We start from the raw sequence: 23,401 nt of genomic DNA on the forward strand, positions 1-23,401 counted from the left end.
GCGCCTATCATAACAGATTTTATATCATCTGTCAGCAAATTAAGAAATATACATTTAAAAGCGAATATAGCGTTCAAAACGTGCATAAAACAAATTTATTTCTAATAAAGCTTGCATAAATAATCAAAAGAAGCTATACTTCATATATTCTATTTGATGCAGGGAGTTGCGATTATGAAAAAAAAGTTTTTAGAAATTATTACAATTGTTGGATTGTTGTTTACCCTATTGCCATTTGGAAGTATCAACGCTGCTAGCTCTGAGACGAGTTCAAACGATCAATCATTGGCAAAGATTCAGAAGAAAGGCGTTTTGGTTTTAGGAACCAGTCCTGATTATGCTCCTTATGAATTTCAAGCCACTAAAAATGGCAAGAGTATTGATGTGGGAATGGATATCAGCATTGCCAAGCAGGTGGCAAAAGATCTCGGCGTAAAACTTAAGATCAAAAACATGGATTTCGATTCCTTACTTGTTGCCCTCCAAACGGGTAAGGTTGATATGGTTATGGCTGGGATGAATCCAACCGCTGCTCGTCGAAAGAACGTGACCTTCTCGCATATTTATTATAAGGGTGGTCAAGATATCGTTATTAATAAAAAGGATGCCGGTATCTACAAGAGCAAAAAGTCATTTGTTGGTAAAACCGTCGGCGCACAAACCGGAACCATGCAGTACAACATGGCAAAAAAACAAATTTCTAATGTGACTGTAAAAGGATTCGATAAAGGTGCTGATTTAATTTTAGCCCTGCAAACCAATAAAATTGACGGAATTGTGATGGAAAAACCAAGTGCTGAAGCATACGTCAAAAACAATCCACAACTCAGTTTGATTAATGGTAATTTTAATTTGAGCTCTAACGAAAGTAGTTCAGCAGTGGCCTTCCAAAAGGGTTCATTTACCCTTGCTGCAGCCGTAAATAAAAGCTTGGCCAAGATTAATAAGAAAGATTTAATCAACAAAGTTTACTTAAAAGAAGCCGGAACCCATATGAAGACCAATACAGTCGATACATCAATGACTCACTATTGGAAATACTTTGCTAAAGGGATTGGTTATACCTTACTTATTTCCGCGTTTTCTGTGTTCTTTGGTTTTATCTTAGGAACTATCTTAGCATTTATGCGTTTAAGCAGAAACAAATTATTAAAACTAGTGTCAACAGCATACATTGAATTTGTGCGAGGCACACCTTTGATGGTTCAAATTATGTTTGTTTATTTTGGAATTGGATTAATCGTTAATTTGCCAGCTTTAACTTCAGGGATTATTGCCGTATCTCTTAATAGTGGTGCGTACGTTGCCGAAGTTATTCGTGGAGGAATTAATTCCGTTGATAAAGGGCAAACGGAAGCGGCTAGGAGCCTAGGGCTTTCCAAACAAGGTACGATGCGTTATGTTGTTTTACCACAGGCCATAAAAAATATTTGGCCAGCACTTGGAAATGAATTCATTTCATTAATCAAGGAAAGCTCAATTGTTTCAATTATTGGTGTTACCGATTTGATTTATCAATTGAAGATCGTTCAGTCTGATACTTATCGTGGAGTTGCGCCTATTGTTGTGGCAATGCTGTTATACTTTGTTGTTACGTTTGGTCTTTCGAAACTTTTGGGTTATTTTGAAGGGAGAATGAAACATGCCAACTAAAATTCTAGACATTCAAAAATTAAATAAAAAATATCATGAAACCGAAGTGTTAAAAAATATTTCTGAAACTGTTGAAAAAGGGCAAGTTATTTGTGTCATTGGACCATCTGGAGCAGGTAAAAGTACGTTTCTCCGTTGTTTAACTTTATTAGAACAGCCAAGTGATGGTCATGTGCTATTTGAAGGCACGGATCTTACTAATCTTAAAGAAAAGCAACTAGATGAACTCCGTGAAAAAATGGGGATGGTTTTTCAAAGTTTCAATCTCTTCCCTAATATGACAGTAATTGACAATATTAAATTGGCTCCTATGAAGGTTAAGAATTTATCAGATGAAGATGCCACAAAAACAGCCGAGAAATTACTGGCTCAAGTAGGTTTGTCTGATAAGGGCGCTGTTTATCCAAGTAGCTTATCAGGTGGTCAGCAGCAACGGGTTGCAATCGCCCGAGCACTTGCAATGGAACCTGAAGTAATGTTGTTCGACGAACCGACATCTGCTTTAGATCCAGAAATGGTTGGTGATGTTTTGAAGGTTATGCAAGAGCTGGCTAAAACTGGTATGACGATGGTTGTTGTTACCCATGAAATGGGGTTTGCACGGTCAGTAGCCGATCAGATTTGGTTTATGGACGGTGGGTACATTCAAGAAAAGGGAACCCCTGAAGAATTTTTTGATCATCCAAAAAGTGAACGTGCTCAAGATTTTTTGTCAAAGGTATTGGTTCAATAAAATTGTCGGTTTAAAGCATACGATAAGAGTAAAATCTTATGGTATGTTTTTGTTTTTTTACAAGCGAATGTACGTTTGGCTTTATTGTTGCCCTAAGCCATGAAAGGCGTTATAATATTACAAGTTCTTTACACTAGGAGGTGAAATCGGATGGCATCAGAGCACATTGAGCATAAGTTAGCTTTGCTACCAGATTTACCTGGTTGTTATCAAATGAAAAATATTAATAGCCAGATTATTTACGTAGGAAAAGCAAAAAATTTAAAAAATCGTGTCCGTTCATATTTTAAAAGCTCTCATGACGGAAAAACGGCCCGTTTAGTTTCTGAGATCGCCGATTTCGACTATATTGTCACATCTAGTGATAAGGAAGCTTTCTTACTAGAGATTACGTTAATTAAAAAGTACCAACCGTACTTTAATATCAAGCTAAAACGGGGAACAGGTTATCCGTACATTAAGATTACCAATGAAAGAGACCCACAGATGTTGATTTCTGGGGATGTAAAAAAAGACGGTGCTTATTATTTTGGCCCGTATCCTAATGTTTATGCGGCAGAAGAAACATTACACTTTTTGCAAAAAGTGTATCCTTTACGCCGGTGTACAGGATTTCAGCACCGACCATGTTTGTATTATCACATGGGGCAGTGTTTGGGTGTTTGTTTTAAAACAGTTCCGCAAGAAGAATATGCAAAACAAATTACCCGCATTAAATCGTTTTTGAATGGAAATGTGAAGACTGTGAAAAAGCATCTTGTTACTCAAATGGATGAGGCTTCTCAAAATTTAGAGTTTGAACGGGCGGCTGATATTCGTGATCAGATTCACTATATTGAAGTAACGGTTGAAAAGCAAAAAATCATTTCCAATGATCATACACCAAGAGATCTCTTCAACTTTTACATGGATAAGGGATGGCTCTCGATTCAGGTGTTTTTTATTCGACAAGCACGTTTAATGAAGCGTGAAAAACGACTTTTTCCAGTTGTTAGTACGGCAACCGAGGAATTGACCACTTTTATTCTGCAATTTTATAATCAAAAGAATAATTTGCTTCCAAACGAAGTTCTTGTGCCAGCCGGCATTGAAAACCAGGTTATCAGTGATATCTTGAAGATTCCTGTTCGCACACCTCAGAGAGGCCAAAAACGTGATTTAATGAATTTGGCTCAGGAAAATGCCAAAATCACTTTGGAAGAGAAGTTTCGGTTGCTTGAACTTGATGATTCTAAGACAGTGGGGGCAATGAAAGAAATTACGGATGCTCTTGGAATTCCGACTGGACATCGAATTGAAGCTTTTGATCATTCTCATATTCAAGGAGCAGATCTTGTTTCAGCAATGGTTGTTTTTACAGACGGTCAACCGGATAAGAAGATGTATCGTAAGTACAAGCTCACCACGGTGGATCATGCGGATGAAGCAGCAAGTACCCGTGAAGTGATACGAAGACGCTACACAAGGCTTTTAAAGGAACATCAGAGCATGCCTGACTTGATATTAATGGATGGTGGGGATATCCAGTTAAATGCAGTCAAAGATGTGCTGGTAAATGAATTAAATCTTCAGATTCCAGTTGCTGGAATGGTTAAAAATGATAAACATAAAACGGCTGATTTGCTTTTTGGTCCACAAGACAAGCATGTATTGTTAGATCCAAAGAGCCAAGGCTTCTATTTGGTTCAACGCATTCAAGATGAAGTGCACCGGTTTGCTATTACTTTTCATCGACAGGTGCACACGAAGCACTCCTTGAGTTCACGGCTAGATGATATTGCTGGGGTCGGACCAAAAACGCGAAATAAACTTTTACGGAAATTTGGATCGATGCGACGAATTGCAGAAGCAAGTGTGGATGACATGCGTGAGTTGGGCATTCCGGAGAATGTGGCAAAAACGATTAAAATTTCCCTAAGTGGATCCATTAAAAGCAAAGTATAGATGGAAATAGCCGCATAGATTAATCTGAAACAAAAAGAATTCAGAATCATTATAAAATAAGACTGATATCTGCTAAAATAGGACTATTAGATTAGAAAAAGTCACGCTAAACAGTATTGGAGAAAAATATGTTTGTTGATCAAGTTAAAATTAATATCAAAGCCGGCAACGGTGGTAATGGAGTAGTTGCTTTTCGTCGCGAAAAATTTGTTCCCAACGGCGGGCCTGCTGGTGGCGATGGTGGCCGCGGTGGCGACGTAGTTTTTAAAGTGGATTCCGGATTAAGAACTTTGATGGATTTTCGTTATCAGCGTAAATTCAAAGCTGCATCTGGTAGTAATGGTATGAATAAACAAATGACTGGCCGGAGTGCAGAAAATTTGGTCATTCGTGTTCCAGGGGGAACCATTGTTAAAAATACAGAAACTGGCGCCGTGATTGGTGATTTAGTGGATAACGATGATACTTTGGTTATTGCCAAAGGTGGTCGCGGCGGTCGCGGAAATATGCATTTTGCAAGTCCAAAAAATCCCGCACCTGAAATTGCTGAAAATGGGGAACCTGGTCAAGAAATCAGTGTGCAACTTGAATTACGTTTGTTAGCTGATGTTGGCTTGTTAGGATTTCCTTCAGTAGGGAAATCAACGTTACTTTCAGTTGTTACAAGTGCCAAACCAAAGATTGCTGAATACCACTTTACAACGTTGGTTCCAAATTTAGGGATGGTTCAACTTGATGACGGACGCGACTTTGTCATTGCTGATATCCCGGGATTAATCGAAGGTGCTTCACAAGGAGTTGGCCTAGGCTTTGAATTTCTTCGTCATGTAGAGCGAACAAAAGTTTTACTACATTTGGTTGATATGAGTGGCGTAGAGGAAGAAAATCCGTTTGAAAGTTATGAAAAGATTAATCAAGAATTAAGCAAATATGATCCCGATTTAATCAAGCGTCGGCAAATTATTGTGCCTACTAAAATGGACATGCCAGATGCAGAAGAAAATTTAAAGAAGTTCCGTGAAAAATTACAAAAATCTGTTGGTCCAAATGAAGTTCCAGATATTTTTCCGATTTCATCTGTCACACATAAAGGTCTTCAGCCATTAATGCAACATACAGCTGATGTTCTTGAAACAACACCAGATCCAATTGAAACGCCAGTTGTTTCAGACGATGACGTCACGTATGCTTATACACCTAAAAAGGCATTTAAAATTGAACAAGATGAGGATGGCACTTGGGTATTATCTGGTGAAAAGCTTGAGCGGTTATTCAAGATGACGAATACCGAACATGATGACAGTTTAATTCGTTTTGCGCGTCAAATGCGTGGTATGGGAGTTGACGATGCTCTTCGCAAGGCCGGTATTAAGAATGGGGATACTGTCCGAATTCTTGATTTTACGTTTGAATTTGTTGAGTAGGTTAACTTATTTATAGAGGAATTGTGTATGGATTATGAAAAACAAAATTCTCTTGGCAAAAACGGGAGAAGCAGTGGTTCAACCCATGAAAATAATCAATCAGTAAAAAAAGAACAGGGGAAAAGACTGAAGAATAGTCGTTATATTAGTGGTTTTGATGGGCTTAGAACCTTAGCATTATTGGGTGTTATTCTTTACCATCTTTTACCGTATGACGTTAAGGGTGGGTATTTAGGTGTATCCATCTTTTTTGCCATATCTGGTTATTTAATTACTGATTTGTTTGTACAAGAGTGGGATCAAAATGGTTCAATTAAGGTACTATCATTTTATAAACGACGGGTTAAACGGCTTTACCCAACTTTGGTGGTTGTTTTAATCGCAACTACAGCTTATATGACTTTGTTTGCTCGCAACCTACTGGAAAATATTCGTAGTATTGTGTGGACTAATTTACTTTTCGTTTATAATTGGTGGCAAATTGGTAATGGTCAATCCTACTTTGATAGATATAACGGTGAATCACCATTTACCCATCTTTGGTATCTATCAGTAATTGGCCAGTATTATTTTATTTGGCCCATTGTGCTTATCGGTTTGTTAATTACCTTTAAAAATCGGGGCCATATTTTGGGTATTTTAAACGGTTTGGCAATTGTTTCAGCGATTCTGATGTTTATTCTCTATGATCCGTCCAATACTAATCGCGTTTATTACGGATCGGACACACGGATGACTCCCTATTTATTGGGAGCTGCATTGGCTTTTCTCTGGCCATCGACTCATTTGAATCCAAAGCTTAATAAAAATGGTCGCTGTGTACTCAATGTTTTAGGACTTGGGTCACTAGCAGTAATCATTTGGATGGGTTTGACATTAAGTGGAACCGGAAATTTTGCCTATCATGGTGGGATGTTGTTATTTTCGATATTCTCTGTGATTTTAATTGCTGTAATTGCACATCCGGGAACCAAATTTGGTAATTGGTTTAGTAATCCATTGTTTGCTTGGATTGGTAAACGAAGTTACGGAATCTATTTATATCAGTTTCCTGTCATGATTTTTTATGAAAAAGCAGTAGTAAATATTGCTGTTCATCCGTTGATGGAAGCCGTGATCATTGTGATCATAAGTGACTTTTCCTATCGCTTTGTTGAAGTGCCATTAGCTCATTTCAATTTCGGGAATCCTTTTATTTTCTTGAGAAATTTGGTTAGACGAGACTCAAAATTTGGCAACAAACGGTACATTGCAATTCCTGTGATTCTGATTTTGATAGTTGCTAGTGTTGGAGTTGTTAGTGGTTCTGGCAAAAATGGCAATCACCACAGTGCCTTACAATTGAATATTACAAAAAATAAGAAAAAGTCATCAAAACAAAATGCAAAAGCTTTAGAAGCACAAAAACTAGCTAAATTAAAGAAAAAGCAGCGAGAGGCACAGTTGGCCAGTATTAAAAAAGAAAAAGCCATCAAGCTAACCGATGCGGAAAGAAAAATCAAAACAAAGTACAAGTTGGAGCCTTCTGAAGTAAAATTGGCTCAAAAAATGTCAGTGACCGGGGTCGGTGATTCCATCATGGCTGATACTTCTGATGATTTGCAGGAGGTATTTCCTAATGCCTATATTTCGGCAAAGGTTGGTAGACAAGTTTGGCAAGCAACAAGTTTATTAAAACAGTTGGCCGCCCAAGGTAACTTGAGTAGTAATGTTCTAATAAATTTGGGCACTAATGGTGCCTTTACAACTCAGCAGTTAAAGACAATTGTGTCCGTGGTTGGCAGTAAACGGGAAATATTCTGGGTAAATGTGCATGTTCCTACTCAGAATTGGGAATCGACGGTTAATAAGACGATTGCCAATTCCGCAAAGCGTTACAAAAATATTCATGTGATTGATTGGTATGATGCAAGCCTGAAACAAACCGGATGGTTTTATGGAGATCATGTCCATCCTAATATTGAAGGTAGCAAAGAATATACAACGCTTGTGACAAAAGCAATTGTTAAGTACGGTAGTGAAGACTAAATTCGAGAGTTTGGAAAAGTAAAATATTGAGTTTTTTGGGCTTCGCTAAACTCCAGGCTTAATTACTATCATGCTTGAACATGTTTCAAAAATTAATACGTATACACAAAAAAAGTTGCAGAGATTCTGCAACTTTTTTATTTAAAATGGAATTTTTGTAACCAGTGAATCTTTAGAAAGGGATTTGCCACTGATACTATAGGTGCTTGAAAATTGAATGGAACAACTGTGTAGTCTGTTTGCGAGATTATTTGGAACCAAAGTAACTACCGTCGTGTTAATTGTTTTTCCTGCCCTAATCTGTTTGCCAGCAGAACTATCAACCATATTGCTAATCGGTGTACCAGCATAATTAGCAGAAAGCTTGACATAATTAAGACCGCCAACAATTATTGTAGAGTTACTTTCGTTTTTGATCGTGTATTTAATTTGTAAAGTGTAATAGGTAGAACCAATACCTGTATTGCTAAACGCCGTGGAAACCATTTTTTTAGCCTTTGCCGTTTTGGCTTCGTTTTTAATCAAACGAGCCTGTTTGATTTGAAATTGGAGCGGCCGGTTGATGATGGTTTGATCAACTTTTTTGATCTTATCAAGGGTTAACTTTGTCCCAAAAGAATCATAAGAAAACTGCTTAGGCAAGTTTAAATCACCATGGGCAACATATCTGGCGCTTTTTTTAATGTTTTTTGGAACTGTGTAACTTGATGATTCTTTGGTATTTGTGGAATTGTTTGTCGAAGAAGCAGATGCACTGGAAGCTGAGGCACTACTTTCTTTACTAATTGAACCGCTGTTTTTATGGACATTTTTATTTTGATTTTTGAAAGTAACTTTTCCTTTGTCCTGATAGCGTGTTTCGTGAGTTGAATTTCCACACCCGGTTAAAAATGTTGTGCTGAGTAGTAAAAATATGACAATTTTTTTCATGTTGGTTTCATCCTTTATCCTAAAATTAACTTACCACTACGTAAATGATAGCCAAATAACTTATGGGGGCCATTTTTTGAAAACGCAAGTTGGGCAGCACCACTAATTGTTTGAGCTCTAGCCTTAAATTGATCCAACGTTAAGGCTTTTTTACCGGCGACCATAATTAACCAGTTGTCTTCAATTCTTAAAGATTCGACCGGAAAATTACGTTTATCCTGAACAAAATACACTTGTAAATGTGGATCAAGTTCGGCCACTGATAAATTAAAATCGACTAATCGCATTTGTATTCTCCATTATATCGTTTGAATTTGGTTTATTTGTTACAAAATTAATTATAATTGATTACAGATACCATATGAAGTGTAAACTAAGAGGGTTGCCATAGCAAATCAGGGCAGTTTTGTGGTATGGTATTTAGGTAGGATTTATAAACAAGAGTAAATGGGGAACGACGTGTTATGGAATTAGAATTTTTAGGAACCGGAGCAGGTGTTCCCGGTAAATTTAGAAATGTGACAAGTGTGGCTTTGAAGCTTTTAGATGAGCGTAATTCGATCTGGCTTTTTGACGTGGGTGAGGGCACGCAACAACAAATTTTGCGCACCAATATTAAACCTCGAAAAATTGACAAAATTTTCATTACGCATTTACATGGCGACCATTTATTTGGCCTACCAGGATTGTTAAGTAGTCGTTCTTTTCAAGGCGGCGAATCAGAATTAATTATTTACGGACCCAAAGGCATTCGTCAGTTCGTTCAAACGGCAATGCGCATTTCAGATTCACATCTCTCCTATCCAATTCGCTTTGTTGAGCTAGGAGACGAGGGCGTGATTTTTGAAGATAATAAATTTAAAGTTTCTTTTTTGCGGTTGGACCACCGTATTGAAAGTGTCGGTTATCGAATTGTTGAAAAATCACATCCAGGACAATTGCAGGTTGAAAAACTTAAACAGCTTCACATACCATCAGGGCCAGTTTATGGGCAACTAAAGTGTGGCGAAAAAGTCACACTTGAAGATGGTCGAGAGATTGATGGCAAAGAATTTCTTGGCAAACCGCAACGGGGAAGAATCGTTGCCATTTTGGGTGATACTCGAAAAACCAAGAATAGCTTGGTCCTTGCAAAGGATGCTGACGTATTAGTTCATGAAAGTACCTTCGCTAAAAATGAGAGCAAACTGGCGCGTAATTACTATCATTCAACAAATGTGCAGGCGGCAGGAATTGCCAAACAAGCTAATGTTCATCGGCTCATTTTGACACATATTTCGGCGCGATATACTGGTAAAATGGCCAATGAACTGCAAAAGCAAGCTCAAACAGTGTTTAAAGCGACAAAAGTTGTTCACGATTTTGATGTTATTAATATTCCACTTAGATAATTGAGGAGTGATCATATGTTAGCGCGGTTAAAAGAGCTGCGTAATCTCGAAGGTAAGTTGGTTTTGATTACCGGTGCTTCAAGTGGTTTGGGTAAATTAGTTGCTTATGAAATGGCAGAACGTGGGGCTAGTGTCGTTTTGTGTGCACGTAATGTGGAAGAACTTCGCAAAGTGGCTGAGAGATGTAAGGAAATTTCGCAAGCTGACGCGTTTGTGGTCAAGCTTGACGTTTCAGATTCTGAAGCTATTGATCACCAACTAGAGCACGTTTTGCAAGACATTGGATCAATTGATGTTTTGATTAATAGCGCAGGTTTTGGCTTGTTTGAACCTTTCAAAGATATTGAGATGCAACCAGTTGAGAAAATGTTTCGAGTGAATGTTTTAGGGCTAATGTATGTGACTCAAAAAATTGCGCAACAAATGATTAAAATGGGCCGGGGACAAATCTTTAACATTGCTTCCGTTGCGGGAAAGATTGCAACACCAAAATCGACTGCTTATTCTGCTACTAAGTTTGCAGAAATTGGTTTCTCAAATGCTTTGCGCCTTGAATTACGGCCATTAGGTGTTCAGGTGACAACCGTTAATCCAGGACCAATGGATACAAACTTCTTTAAGCGTGCGGATCCAAGTGGTCATTATTTTGACGCTGTTAAGTTACTTGCCTTGTCGCCAGAAAAAGTTGCTCATCAAATTGTTGAGGCAGTTGGCTATCGACGCCGTGAAATCAATGCACCGACCTACATGGAAATTATTCATCGTGGGTACGAGCTTTTCCCAAACTTTGGTGATTTGTTGGCAAGTAGTTCTTTTTTTAATCGAAAGTAAGGAATATAGATATGAAGAATCAATGGCGAGTTATTATCATTTTAATTTTAGTTTTGTTGGTGGCGCTTTTCGCTGTCGTCAATGTGAATGAAGTTCCTTTGAGTTTATTATTTACCACGGTGCACTGGCCACTTGTTTTGGTTATTTTAGTTTCCTTAGTTGCCGGAGCATTGATCACTTTTTTAGTGTCAATGGGTACAGTGATGGCACAAAAAAAACAACAACGAGTGGAAATGGATGTTGCTACCAAAAAGATTGATGACCTCCGTGAAGAAAATGAATCATTAAAACGACGTGTAAACAATGTTAGTAACGAAAATGGGCAAAAAAATCATAATCTTGAAGAGCTTTAGTTTCTGTGAGATTGTGAGAATTGAATACTAAAAATTGGGCGAAAGCAAGTATCTCTGTAGGGATCAACTTTCGTCCACTCTGTTTTTATTGATTAGGAAGTGGAATCGTGCTGAAATCAAAGTTCAAATGGCAATTGCCGAAAAGCGATGTGTCATCAGACAAAATTAAAGAAATTATGGATGTCTGCCAGTTAAGTGAAATTGCGGCAAAGGTTTTAATTAATCGGGGCTATGATACGCCCGAGAAGGCAACAAAGTTTTTAACACTGGATCCGGAAGCTATCCATGATCCATTTTTGTTGCATGACATGCAAAAAGCCGTGGATCGCATTCAGTCTGCCATTGTAAAGAATGAAAAAATTGTGGTGTACGGCGATTATGACGCTGATGGGGTAACCAGTACCACGATTATGTTTGAAACGTTAAATGAATTGGGTGCAAACGTTGATTATTTCGTTCCAGATCGCTTTAAGGATGGCTACGGTCCCAACATGGCTGAATATCAACAATTTGTTGAAAATGGCGTGAACTTAATGGTGACTGTCGATAATGGTATTGCGCGGAACGAACCGATTGAATACGCAGTGACACACGGGATGGATGTTGTGGTGACTGACCATCATGAGTTGCCTGAAAAATTACCCAACGCAACTGCCATTGTGCATCCACGCTATCCTGGCGCACACTATCCATTTTCAGATCTTTCTGGAGTTGGAGTTGCGTTTAAGGTGGCCTCAGCTTTGTTGGATGAGGTGCCAGAAGAATTTCTAGATTTAGTTGCCATTGGGACAGTTGGGGATCTGGTATCACTTACTGATGAAAACCGTTTCTTAGTAGCTAGTGGTTTAAAAGTTTTAAGTGAAGGTCAACGTGTTGGTCTCAGTGCGTTACTCAAGGTGAGTGGGTTAGAAAACCGACAAATCAATGAACAAGATATTGGCTTCACACTGGCTCCGCGTTTAAATGCGGTTGGTCGAATTGGTAACGCAGGAGAAGCAGTTGAATTGCTGACGACATTCGATGACGAAAAGGCGGAGTTGATTGCCAAACACATTGATTCTGTAAATGATCAACGGAAACAATTAGTTGATATGGTGTACAATGAAGCCATTTTGCAAGCGAAATCTCCAGAAAATCTTGCGCGTAAGACTTTGGTGATTACCGGAATTGGCTGGCATCAGGGAGTTTTAGGAATTGTGGCGAGTCGATTAGTAGAAGCTACTGGTAAACCAACTTTAGTTTTAAGTGGCAGTGAAACCGACACAAATTTAAAGGGTTCCGGTCGCAGCGTGGAAGCTCTGAACTTGTTTGAGGCTTTGAATACAAATCGTGAGTTATATGTTAATTTTGGTGGTCATCATATGGCAGTTGGCTTAACGATAGCTAAAGAGAATGTGGCGGCTCTACAAACCACTTTAGAAGAGGCAGCAACAGTAGCCGATCTAGATAAAAATCAGGTTTCGCCATTGCCCATTGATGGTGTGGTTAAAGTTGACCAAATCACTGTTCCAGCGATTAAAGATTTGGCTAAGTTAGGACCATTTGGAACCGATAATCCAATTCCAGAATTTGAAATTGATTCTGAAAAGGTTACTGATGTAAAGCAAATTGGTGCTAATCAGGATCATTTGAAATTTCAATTAGCAGGGGTCAAACAAAAAATAGACGCAATTGATTTTAAAGAAGGTAAGCTCATGCCATATTTACAGGCACTGCCTGAAGATGTGCGAGTTGTGGGAACTTTGGAGTTAAATACCTGGCGAAATCAAACTAAGCCCCAAATCATGATAAAAGATTTATTGATTAACGCTGTACCGATTGTTGATAAACGAACAACTCGTTTGAGTGTTAAGATGTTTGCAACTCAGACCACCTATGTTTTCTTCCACAAAAAAAGTTATGAAAAAGTGCAAACCTATTTGAAACCAGAAGTTCAAGTAGCAGTTTTAGAAGATCAAGAAAATTTTGACTTGCGCCTGAAGGGCAACTTGACATTGGTTGATTGCCCAGACTCAATCACAAAGTTTGCAGATTGGCTTTCAAAACAAAGTCCAGATGCCTTGACGGTTTATTTCTATCAGCAAAATAATGCCTATTTGGATGGGATGCCAACCCGAGAACAGAGTGCTAAGGTGTTCAAGTTTTTTGCCAATCATCAAGACATAGACTTGAAGAAACAATTGCCGGATGTAGTTAAGCACTTGCATATTGATCAAAACATGATAGTTTTTCTAATTCAGGTGTTTTTTGAGTTGAAATTTGTTAAAATAGAAAGCGGTCGTGTTTCGTCTATTCCGAATCCCAAGCCGCAGAAGTTGAGTGTGGCTCCGACCTATCAATTGAGAAAACAACAAATTGAAACACAAGAAAAATTATTGTACAGCAAGTCTGCTACTCTGACTGCTTGGATGCAAGCGTGTTTGGCAGATAAAAACAAAGGAGTTGCTGAATAAATGGCAATAGATTTACATGATTATGTAGCAAGTATTCCAGATTATCCAGAAAAGGGTGTCGTTTTCCGTGATATCTCACCTTTAATGGGTGACGGAAAAGCTTATAAGCAAGCGACCAATCAAATCGTTGATTATGCTCGTAATAAGGGCGTTGAGATGATTGTGGGTCCTGAAGCCCGAGGCTTTATCGTGGGTTGTCCGGTTGCATACGAATTAGGCGTTGGTTTTGCACCAGCTCGAAAGAAGGGCAAGTTGCCTCGCGAAACAGTTAAGGCAACTTATTCTTTGGAGTATGGGACCTCATCTCTTTATCTTCATAAAGATGCTGTTAAGCCAGGCCAACGGGTTCTAGTTACGGATGATTTGCTTGCAACGGGTGGAACAATTTCAGCGACGATTGATCTAGTTGAAAAACTCGGTGGAATTGTCGTAGGGACAGCTTTCATAATCGAATTAACAGATTTACATGGGCGTGATAAAATTAAAAATTATGATATGCTTTCACTTATGCAATATTAAGCGGTTGAAAAAGGATCTGCAACATTGGTTTTCGATGTTGCAAATCCTTTTTTAATTAATTGTCATGAGTAGCATGCCAATTTTTTATATATTCTAAGCGCTGTTTAAATCGTTTTTCATTACCTTCTTCAGTTGGCAAATAGTATTCATGGCCTTCCAGATCCGGGGGCATGGTCTTCATATTGGTCAATTTGTCTTTTTCTGAATGGGCATACTGGTAACCCTTGCCATATCCAAGGTTGTCCATTAACTTGGTGGGTGCATTTCTAATTTGAAGAGGGACTGGCTCATTGCCGGTTTTTTTGACATCTTTTTTAGAAGTCAAGCGAGCCTTATAAATGGCACTGGATTTCGGAGCTAACGATAGGTAAACAACTGCTTCAGTTAAATGAACATCACATTCTGGCATTCCTAAAAATTGACAGGCTTGAAAAACGTTAATGGTCAGTTCAAGTGCCTTGGTATCGGCAACACCAATATCTTCACTCGCAAATCGAACTAAGCGTCGAGCAATGTAAAGCGGATCTTCACCACCATCTAACATGCGTGATAGCCAGTAAATTGCTGCATTTACATCACTGTTTCGCATCGATTTATGAAGAGCTGAGATAATATTGTAATGCTCTTCACCATGCTTGTCATAACGCAGTGATTTTGTGTTAATAAACTGATTCAAGTTGTTTTCAGTAATTATGACCAACTTATTCTGATGATCGGCGTTAAGAACTGCCATTTCTAAAGTATTGAGAGCAATACGGGCATCACCGTTTGCAAATTGAGCAATAAGAGTCAAAGTATTCTCGTCAACTTGTACCTTTAAGTTTGGAAAAGCATTCGCATTATTTAAAGCTTTGCGAAGTAAACTGCTGATTTCGGCAGTACTCAATTCTTTAAGTACGAAAACTTTACAACGCGATAATAAAGCGGAATTAATTTCAAACGATGGGTTTTCGGTTGTGGCTCCAATTAAAGTAATACTTCCTCGTTCCACAAATGGAAGAAAGGCGTCTTGTTGGGCCTTATTGAACCGGTGAATTTCATCAACAAAAACAATTGTTTTCTCACCGAGTTCCCGATTTTCTTCGGCTTCTTCCATAATTTTGCGAATGTCTTTAATCCCACTTGTGACAGCACTAAAAGTAACAAAATGAGATTTAGTTTGGTTGGCAATAATTTGTGCCAATGTTGTTTTTCCAACGCCAGGCGGGCCCCAAAAAATAATTGAAGGTAATTGATCTTGAGCAATAATTTCACGTAATACTTTTCCTTTGCCTAATAAATGAGTTTGACCTGTAAACTCTTCAAGAGTTTGTGGCCGTACGCGGTTGGCTAGTGGGCTATTTTGATTGTTTTCTGACGCAAATAAAGATTCTTGTTTCAAAATAAATGCCTTTCATAAGAGTTTGACTTGATACTTTAAATTTACCACTGTGTTTGGAGAAAAGATAAACAAAAGCTTTACTTTCAATAAATATTGATTATGAGTATATTTCATAATTTTTTAATTGAACGTTTAGGATACATAATTGATTGTCCAGAGTCTGAAGGGTTTAACATAGTAAATATGCCTTGCCTAAACTTTCCTTGAAGTTGTGCTTTTTCGGGATTCAGTGAGATTGAACTATAGTTAAATTTGTATGAATGCAAAACATGATGAGTGAAAAAGCGATTAGTTTTATTATTTTTATAAAACTAATCGCTTTTTGCAATCATTAGTACCATTAAATTTTATTTAAGTGAAACTGATTTTTACTAGATTGTCTAGTTGCATAACCCACGATAAATATATCAATGAAAATAGCGTAAATCATTGCCGGTGCATAAAATGTTAATGTGATTATCAGCCCAACTAATTTAATTGCAACGTCCAAAATAATTGAAGAGTTGGGTAAGGCATACAACCAGCCAAAACGAGCAGCAGGATTTACTTTTTTTAAAGAATAAGAAATGGCCATGTTACTAAACGAAACAGCTAATACGATAACGCCATAAAGTGCTTGGGCGGTGACGTTGTTAAAATTGGATGCTACTAAGCTTGTGGTATATGGAAAGAATGAAGCTAAAAATAACATGACTAAGGAATAAGAAACGGTTGCGTTAGAAACACTCTTTACTTTGTGCCAATTATTGTGGTGCGTGGTCCACATTAAACCAATCCAAAAAAACGATAGTGTGTAAGCAAAAAAGTTAGCGCGTAACGCCCATAGGCCAGCTAAATTAACAGTTTTTGGCTTTTCCAGTTCCAAAACTAAAATAGTCATAATAATGGCGAGAACAGCATCTGTAAAAGCTGCCAAGCGTTCTTTATTCAAAGTAAAACCTTCTTTATCTCATATTTTCTTGCATATTTTTTTAGTATAACATGTTCTGAAGAAATCTTATTTCAAAAAAACGAATCTTTTTCTTGCCTTAGAGTACACACGAAGGTTTATGATGACCTTGTTGAATATGAAAGGCAGGTTTAACGATATTTATGACAACATCTAAAATGAATGGTGACAGAGAAACTTCACCAGGTTAAGTTTTAGTGCATACCAGCCAAAACAATAATACAAAAAAATAAAGATTTTTATATTGGAGGTGTCGATTATTGCTGATGAAGGCTCATTAATTATTTATTTTTCATTAACAGGTAATACAAAATCTGCAGCTGAAAAATTGCAAAAAAAGACTGGAGCTGCAATTTATCAACTACAACCAGAAAAGCCGTATCCAACCGACTACAATGGGATAGTAGCTGCTGGTGAAAAGGAAAAGGATAATCAAATTCACCCCAAATTGGGTGGTAATTTACCAGATTTTAATCAATATAGTAAAATTTACGTGGGTTATCCAACTTGGTGGTCACAACCGCCAATGATTATTCATAGTTTATTTGAACAGGGTAATTTTACGGGTAAAGAAGTTGTGGCCTTTTTCAACCAGTGCATCAACACCTTTAGCAGATACGGTTGATGTGATTCAAAAGTTGGCCAAGGAAAATGGTGCTACATTTGTAGTTGAGTAAACAGGTTACTAGGAATTAATAGTGATTTAGGAAAAAATAGAAAGTATCGAAAGATGGAGGAAACTTATGGCGTATAAAACAATTAACCCATATACAAATGAGGTTGTGAAAGAATACCCAAATGCAACGACCGATGACATTCAAAAGGCGTTGACAGTGGGACATCAGTTATTCAAACAGTGGGAAGCAGATAAACCCGAGAATCGGTCAGGACAATTACATGAAATTGCCAAATTGTTTCGCAAGCACAGTGACCAGTTAGCTAAAGCTATGGTGACTGATATGGGAAAACTATATCGAGAGGCCCAAGGAGAAGTTGAACTTTGTGCATTGATTGCAGATTATTTTGCTGATCATGGGGCTCAATTATTAGCACCAACAAAAATTGAAACTGTCGCTACTGGGGATGCACAGATAAAAAAGCACCCACTTGGTATTTTAATGATGGTGGAGCCTTGGAATTTTCCAATGTATCAGATTATGCGGGTGTTTGCACCAAACTTTATGGTTGGTAATCCGATGATCTTGAAACATGCGTCAAACACACCAGGATCTGCGGTTGCGTTTGAAGATGTAATTAAGGAGTCATCAGCCCCAGATGCTAGCCTGCAAAATCTATTTTTAAGTTATGATCAAGTTAGTGAAATCATTGCGGATTCGCGGGTCCAAGGTGTTGCTTTGACAGGATCTGAACGTGGTGGTCGTAGCGTTGCCAAAGCAGCTGGTGAAAACTTGAAGAAAAACACCATGGAACTGGGCGGTACTGATGCATTTGTGGTATTAGATGATGCTGATATAGATAGTGTAGCGGATATTGCTTGGCGAGCTCGTCTTTACAACGCAGGTCAGGTATGTACATCGTCAAAACGATTTATCGTGGCGGCCAATTTGTATGACCAATTTTTAGCAAAGTTGAAGGAAAATTTTGCTAATGTGAAACCTGGAGATCCAATGGATAGTCAAACAACTTTAGCACCAATGAATTCTAAACGGGCAAAAGATAAGTTACAAAGTCAAGTTGATGAGGCTATTGAAGCCGGGGCAACGCTTTACTATGGTAATAAAAAAATTGATTTGCCCGGTCAATTTTTCCAACCTACTATTTTAACTGACATTAAAAAAGATAATCCGGCATATTCTGAAGAAATGTTTGGACCAGTAGCTCAGGTTTATAAAGTTAATAGTGAGCAAGAAGCAATTGATTTAGCTAATGATTCCGATTTAGGTTTAGGCGGGATTGTTTTCAGTGGTGATCCTAAACGTGGAACAAAAGTAGCTAGTCGGATTGAAACAGGGATGGTTTTCGTGAATAACTTCATGACTTCTCTACCCGACTTACCGTTTGGCGGTGTAAAAAATTCTGGCTATGGCCGAGAAATGAGTAGCTTAGGATTAAATGCCTTTGTTAATGAACAGTTGATTGTAACGGCTGATAAACCAAATATGGATAATTTGGCCGGTGGATTGGTTGCAACTGATCCTGAATAATTAAAACTTATATTGTGTTCGAAAAAAAGTTTCTTACAAATTTGTGGGAAACTTTTCGTTTTTCTCTTGCCTTAGAGTTCACACGAAGGTTTAGAATAACAAAGAGATGAAGAAAAGAATGAGGGAAGAGGAGAAAATATGAATATCAATGGTGTCAGTAAACAGTTTGATTTAACCAAAGATACGCTCCGTTATTGGGAGCGGTTAGGATTGTTACCAGAAATTAAACGAAATGACAGTGGTTACCGTGAGTATAGTGAACGCGACATGAACTGGGTTTTCTATATCAAAGCTTTACGAAATGCTGGCATGTCGATTGAAGCCCTAATTGAGTTTGTGAAGTTGTATCGTGAAGGGAAACAAACGGCCGGATCACGTAAGTCATTGTTGGTTGATCAACGGCAAGATTTAGAAGATCAACGTAAGAAAATTGAAAAGACGATTAAGTATCTTGATTATAAGATTGATCATTTTGAAGATCATACACTTAATTATGAAAGAGAAAAATTAGCATATGACGGAAACATTCAATAAATAAAATACGAGGAGAAAACAAAAATGAAATTATTAATTATGGCAGCAAATGGACAGATTGCCCGAATCGTTGAAGACCGTGTATTAAGTGAATCGGCTTTTAAAGATGTCGAACTAACCTTATTTTTAAGGAATAGTTCTCGGTTGAGTAATTTGGCAAATGATTCACGTGTGACTGTGGTTGAAGGTAGTCTTGATAACGAAAATGATGTGAACAAGGCAGTTTCTGGACAAGATATGGTCTTTGTAGCAGTTGTTGATCATACTAGCAACAATGCGTGGACTAAAAATGTGATTGCAGCAATGAAGGCCAATAATGTGCAACGAGTTGTCTTTACAAATATTTTGGGATTATATGATGAAGTTCCTGGTGAGTTTGGTCGCTGGAATCGTCAAAGTGTCATGAGTGGATTACCGGCCGCAATTAATTCAGATAAACTTCTTGACGAATCAGGGTTAGATTACACAACGTTGCGCTTACCATGGTTGAATGATCGTGATGAAGTGAAGTATGTGGTGACACACAAAAATGACCAGTACAATGGTGTCTCAGGATCACGGCAAAGTATTGCTGATGTGGTCTTGAAGATTGTGGCTGATCCAACTTTTGGATCAAAAGATAGTTTGGGAATTGCCGATCCAGCAACTCAGGGTTCAGATCGTCCGGTTTATTAAATAGAAGAAGTTCTTTTAAAGAGTAGTAAATTTCTCTAGGGAAAATTTGTTGCTCTTTTCTTGTTTCTGCACAAATATGTAACTAATAGATATTGCCTTGGAGTGAGATATAAGGTCCATAATAAAAAGTTAGTTTGATAATGTGTGGGTTTAGTGGACATGAATTTCAGAAAATGGAGGAATAAAATTTGCAAATAAAAAAACAAGGATCGACGCAAAAAGTTGTTGGTAAAATTGACGGCCAGCCAATATATGCACCGCAATTAGGAAGAACAAACGGTGAATGGCAAAATGGTTATGGGACACCATCTGATGGTCAAGATACAAACAACAAAAATCAACCAGTTCGGAAACTAACTAAGGATGCAAAACAACTTATTATTTATTTTTCACGGTCGGGAAGTACTGAATTGCTTGCCGGTATGATCGATGAAAAAACTTCAGCTGATATTTTAGAGGTTGTCGTAAAAAATCCCTACCCTGGTGTTTATCAGAAAACACTGGAACGCGCAAATCTGGAACGAGAAAATAATAATTATCCAGAGCTGAATATGCAACTACCGGATTTAAGTCAGTATGACACAATTTTTTTAGGTTATCAGATTTGGGCAATGCATTTATCACACCCAATGAACTCATTTTTAACAACTTTTGGTCAACTGCTTTCGGGTAAAAGAATTGCGCCATTCATGAGTGAAGGTGGGTATGGCCAAGGCGACAGTGTTCAACAAATTCAAGAAATTTTGCGCGAATAAGGCGCCAGCCAAAACACTTTTACCCAAGCGTTGGTTGTTGATGGAAATAAAGTTGATCGGTCTAAGTTACAAGTTGCACAATGGATAGCAAAAATTAATAAATAAAATGAAGGTATAGACGAAAACTTTTCTTATTTGTGAAAAGTTTTTTATTGGATTTACGTACTAATTGAACGACAGATCAGCCTTATGAGCATAGATTGATTCAGATTAAGCATTAGACGTATAACAAAGTTGCATTTAAACTGGATTTGTAAAGCTTAAATTGTAAATATGGAGGATACATCATGAAAAAAGTCGTTTTATTAGGAGCTTCCAGCCAAATAAGTCAGTATTTGATTCCAAGATTATTGTCTTTTCCTGAAATTCAATTAACGTTATTTTCAAGTCATGTACAAGTCTTGAAAAAATATCAGAAGACTAACAACGTCACAATTATCAAAGGTAACTGGCGTAATAGTGATGAGCTTGTGCGCGCAATTACTGGGCAAGACATTGTCTATTTGGCAACTTCTCAGTTTGAGAAGACCAATCGATTGGTCGTAAAAATCATGAAAAAAGTTGGCGGAGAGCGGCTAATTGTTGCGGGTGGGCTTGGTATTTATGATGAAGTTGCCGGTAAATTTGGTGAATGGAATGCCAACATGATGGGAGACTATACAATTTACAAGAATGCTGCTGCCGTGATTGATAACAGTGGGTTGAACTATACTTTTTTGCGGATGACTTGGTTGTATGATCAGGATGGTAACGAAGCATTTGAAATTGTTCCCAAGGGCGAGCCACTAAAAGGTACTCAAGTTACACGACAGGCAATTGCTAAACTAGTTACCGAAATTATTCAGGAGCCAACTAAATATAGTAAGCAAAATATTGGTGTTGTAGAACCAGATACAGAATGGGATAAGCCCTCGTTTTATTAAGTGTTTTCAAAATAGCAATTAGTAGTTTTCAAAGCTTTAATATAAAAGGAGAAAAATAAAAATGGACCGACCTTATATTTTTTGTCATATGGCAACTTCGTTAAATGGAAAGATTAGTGGGCCTTATCATGGGGCAGCAGGACCAGAACCTGGTCAACTATTTTATCATTTAGCATTTGAAAAAAATGGCTATTATCAACATCAGGGCTGGCTTTCAGGGCGAACCACTACAGATGATAATTTTACATTTTATAAAAAACCGGACCTTGATCAAAATGCGCCTCAGGTTCCGGCTGGGGACTTTGTTATTCCGACTAAGTTTGACAAGTATTATATTTCTATTGATCCTCATGGCCGCTTAGCTTGGCAGTCAAATGAATTAGTTTATCAAACGACCCATGCACAAGTCTTAGAAGTTCTTACGGGTCAAGCTAGTAATGCCTATAAAGCGTTTTTAAGGCATAAAAATATACCGTATATTATTTCAGGTAAGGATAAACTGGATGCTAAACTAGCTCTCGACAAGTTGAAGAATTTATTTCATATGGAAACCGTCATGTTAGGTGGTGGGGGCGTTTTAAATTGGTCTTTCATTCAGCAGGGATTGTGTGATGAGATAAGTTTGGTTTTGACACCGGCAGCAGATGGATCGAGCAAAACGCCAAGTTTATTCGAAGCTCGTGAAGGATTGTCCAAAGCAACACCCGTTTCATTTACTTTAAAAGGTGTAGAAACAAAAGGCAATACTGTTTGGCTACGTTATTTAGTAAACAATACTGACAAACAGTAAGCACTCTATGTTATATAAAGAAGGTAAAAAATGACAAAATTAACAGATACTTTTAACTTAACTAATGGCACAACGATTCCAAAAGTGGGATTTGGGACATGGCAAATCCCAGCTTCTCAAACAAAACAAGCAGTTTTAGATGCTTTAAGTGTAGGCTATCGGCACATTGATACTGCACTTGTTTATGGAAACGAAAAACAAGTAGGTGAAGCAGTTAAGGAGTCTGGTATGAAGCGTGATGATGTCTTTGTCACAACGAAGTTACCGGCTGAAACTAAGTCTTACCAAGGGACTTTAAATGATTTTAACACTTCATTAAGTAATCTTGATTTAGAGTACGTTGATCTGTATCTTGTTCATGCTCCTCAACCTTGGAGTCAGACAGGCGGCAATTATGATTTGGAAAACCGTGATGTTTGGAAGGCAATGGAAGAAATTTACAAATCTGGTAGAGCTAAAGCTATTGGCGTTTCAAATTTTGACGCGAATGATTTAAGTAATATTCTTAATCATTCAGAGATTAAACCAATGGTTGATCAAATTCAGTACTATGTGGGATATACGGAAGACGCCATTACCAAGTATGCCCAGAGTCATAATATTTTAGTTGAAGCCTATTCTCCACTAGCCACGGGAGCTTTATTAAACAATAAAGGTCTAAAGACAATGGCGAAAAAGTATGACGTTGACTTACCTCAACTCGCAATTCAATTCTGTATTCAAAATGGGATTGTGCCGCTTCCCAAAGCCACTCGTAAGACGCATATTGAAAGCAATACAAAACTGAACTTTGAGATATCTGATGCTGATATGGATGCAATGCGAAAAATGAAAGATACTTCTGTTACATGGCATTTTAGATAAAACTTGAAAATTGTGTATAAAATGGCCGAATAATAATCATTATTCGGCTTTTTTTATTGTCTAAAATCCTGAGCTTCGGTTTCTTTCAGAAAAAATGAAACTTTTT

Annotated in this window: 22 protein-coding genes; 18 read left to right on the forward strand and 4 right to left on the reverse strand. The window is 37.8% G+C overall.

The genetic code is table 11. The features are described from left to right. The first annotated feature begins 174 nt into the window (after positions 1 to 174). The 5 genes from AB3217_RS04905 (at position 175) to AB3217_RS04925 (ending at position 7,782) form a co-directional block, all read left to right on the forward strand. Positions 175 to 1,653, forward strand: a complete 1,479-nt coding sequence (locus tag AB3217_RS04905) for an ABC transporter substrate-binding protein/permease (RefSeq protein WP_057784416.1) — start codon at positions 175 to 177, stop codon at positions 1,651 to 1,653. Beyond that, positions 1,643 to 2,386, forward strand: coding sequence for an amino acid ABC transporter ATP-binding protein (locus tag AB3217_RS04910; RefSeq protein WP_367365748.1), 744 nt, complete (start codon positions 1,643 to 1,645; stop codon positions 2,384 to 2,386). Before AB3217_RS04905 ends, AB3217_RS04910 begins: the two co-directional genes overlap by 11 nt. Before the next feature lie 150 nt (positions 2,387 to 2,536). Further along, complete coding sequence (gene uvrC / locus AB3217_RS04915) at positions 2,537 to 4,330, forward strand: excinuclease ABC subunit UvrC (protein ID WP_068805544.1); 1,794 nt, start codon at positions 2,537 to 2,539, stop codon at positions 4,328 to 4,330. Positions 4,331 to 4,458: 128 nt separating this feature from the next. Beyond that, positions 4,459 to 5,754 carry a GTPase ObgE gene (obgE, locus tag AB3217_RS04920; protein ID WP_057784419.1) on the forward strand — a complete coding sequence of 432 codons (1,296 nt, stop codon included), beginning with the start codon at positions 4,459 to 4,461 and terminating at the stop codon, positions 5,752 to 5,754. Positions 5,755 to 5,781: 27 nt separating this feature from the next. Next, a complete protein-coding gene (locus AB3217_RS04925) occupies positions 5,782 to 7,782 on the forward strand; it encodes an acyltransferase family protein (RefSeq protein WP_367365749.1) in 2,001 nt (666 codons plus the stop codon). 141 nt (positions 7,783 to 7,923) lie between these two features. Here the strand turns inward: AB3217_RS04925 and AB3217_RS04930 are convergent, their stop codons facing one another. Both AB3217_RS04930 and AB3217_RS04935 read right to left on the reverse strand, forming a co-directional pair. Next, entirely contained in the window at positions 7,924 to 8,712 is a 789-nt protein-coding gene (locus tag AB3217_RS04930) for a hypothetical protein (RefSeq protein WP_367365750.1), read from the reverse strand. Between the two features lie 14 nt (positions 8,713 to 8,726). Then, positions 8,727 to 8,999, reverse strand: a complete 273-nt coding sequence (locus tag AB3217_RS04935) for a hypothetical protein (protein WP_057784421.1) — start codon at positions 8,997 to 8,999, stop codon at positions 8,727 to 8,729. Between the two features lie 177 nt (positions 9,000 to 9,176). Between AB3217_RS04935 and rnz the strand changes: the two genes are divergently transcribed. The 5 genes from rnz (at position 9,177) to AB3217_RS04960 (ending at position 14,259) form a co-directional block, all read left to right on the forward strand. After that, entirely contained in the window at positions 9,177 to 10,103 is a 927-nt protein-coding gene (gene rnz / locus AB3217_RS04940) for a ribonuclease Z (RefSeq protein WP_367365751.1), read from the forward strand. A gap of 15 nt (positions 10,104 to 10,118) precedes the next feature. Next, a complete protein-coding gene (locus tag AB3217_RS04945; RefSeq protein WP_367365752.1) occupies positions 10,119 to 10,934 on the forward strand; it encodes an SDR family NAD(P)-dependent oxidoreductase in 816 nt (271 codons plus the stop codon). 11 nt (positions 10,935 to 10,945) lie between these two features. Continuing rightward, complete coding sequence (locus AB3217_RS04950; protein WP_057784424.1) at positions 10,946 to 11,287, forward strand: lipopolysaccharide assembly protein LapA domain-containing protein; 342 nt, start codon at positions 10,946 to 10,948, stop codon at positions 11,285 to 11,287. 107 nt (positions 11,288 to 11,394) lie between these two features. Continuing rightward, positions 11,395 to 13,740, forward strand: coding sequence for a single-stranded-DNA-specific exonuclease RecJ (gene recJ / locus AB3217_RS04955; RefSeq protein WP_367365753.1), 2,346 nt, complete (start codon positions 11,395 to 11,397; stop codon positions 13,738 to 13,740). After that, positions 13,741 to 14,259, forward strand: a complete 519-nt coding sequence (locus tag AB3217_RS04960) for an adenine phosphoribosyltransferase (RefSeq protein WP_068805549.1) — start codon at positions 13,741 to 13,743, stop codon at positions 14,257 to 14,259. A gap of 55 nt (positions 14,260 to 14,314) precedes the next feature. Here the strand turns inward: AB3217_RS04960 and AB3217_RS04965 are convergent, their stop codons facing one another. Both AB3217_RS04965 and AB3217_RS04970 read right to left on the reverse strand, forming a co-directional pair. Further along, positions 14,315 to 15,640, reverse strand: a complete 1,326-nt coding sequence (locus AB3217_RS04965; protein WP_367365754.1) for a replication-associated recombination protein A — start codon at positions 15,638 to 15,640, stop codon at positions 14,315 to 14,317. Positions 15,641 to 15,980: 340 nt separating this feature from the next. Next, on the reverse strand, positions 15,981 to 16,571 hold the full coding sequence (locus AB3217_RS04970; protein ID WP_367365755.1) for a TMEM175 family protein: 591 nt from the start codon (positions 16,569 to 16,571) through the stop codon (positions 15,981 to 15,983). A 268-nt stretch (positions 16,572 to 16,839) separates the two neighbouring features. Between AB3217_RS04970 and AB3217_RS04975 the strand changes: the two genes are divergently transcribed. From AB3217_RS04975 to AB3217_RS05010, 8 genes are all read left to right on the forward strand, one after another. Then, the gene (locus AB3217_RS04975; protein ID WP_367365756.1) at positions 16,840 to 17,214 is read left to right on the forward strand and encodes a flavodoxin; all 375 of its coding nucleotides are present in this window, start codon (positions 16,840 to 16,842) and stop codon (positions 17,212 to 17,214) included. A gap of 118 nt (positions 17,215 to 17,332) precedes the next feature. Then, positions 17,333 to 18,754 carry an NAD-dependent succinate-semialdehyde dehydrogenase gene (locus AB3217_RS04980; RefSeq protein WP_260266913.1) on the forward strand — a complete coding sequence of 474 codons (1,422 nt, stop codon included), beginning with the start codon at positions 17,333 to 17,335 and terminating at the stop codon, positions 18,752 to 18,754. A 138-nt stretch (positions 18,755 to 18,892) separates the two neighbouring features. Beyond that, positions 18,893 to 19,288, forward strand: coding sequence for a MerR family transcriptional regulator (locus AB3217_RS04985; protein ID WP_057784430.1), 396 nt, complete (start codon positions 18,893 to 18,895; stop codon positions 19,286 to 19,288). 24 nt (positions 19,289 to 19,312) lie between these two features. Beyond that, positions 19,313 to 19,963, forward strand: a complete 651-nt coding sequence (locus AB3217_RS04990; protein ID WP_367365757.1) for an NAD(P)H-binding protein — start codon at positions 19,313 to 19,315, stop codon at positions 19,961 to 19,963. A 188-nt stretch (positions 19,964 to 20,151) separates the two neighbouring features. Beyond that, positions 20,152 to 20,718, forward strand: coding sequence for a flavodoxin (locus AB3217_RS04995; RefSeq protein ID WP_367365758.1), 567 nt, complete (start codon positions 20,152 to 20,154; stop codon positions 20,716 to 20,718). Between the two features lie 287 nt (positions 20,719 to 21,005). Further along, the gene (locus AB3217_RS05000; protein ID WP_057784433.1) at positions 21,006 to 21,641 is read left to right on the forward strand and encodes an NAD(P)H-binding protein; all 636 of its coding nucleotides are present in this window, start codon (positions 21,006 to 21,008) and stop codon (positions 21,639 to 21,641) included. Between the two features lie 61 nt (positions 21,642 to 21,702). After that, the gene (locus tag AB3217_RS05005; protein WP_068805565.1) at positions 21,703 to 22,431 is read left to right on the forward strand and encodes a RibD family protein; all 729 of its coding nucleotides are present in this window, start codon (positions 21,703 to 21,705) and stop codon (positions 22,429 to 22,431) included. Positions 22,432 to 22,461: 30 nt separating this feature from the next. Further along, positions 22,462 to 23,295 (forward strand): aldo/keto reductase, encoded by an 834-nt coding sequence (locus AB3217_RS05010; RefSeq protein ID WP_057784435.1) that lies wholly within the window; start codon positions 22,462 to 22,464, stop codon positions 23,293 to 23,295. Positions 23,296 to 23,401: the final 106 nt, after the last annotated feature.

The organism is Pediococcus parvulus (assembly GCF_964063155.1).
Taxonomy (GTDB): Bacteria; Bacillota; Bacilli; order Lactobacillales; family Lactobacillaceae; genus Pediococcus; species Pediococcus parvulus.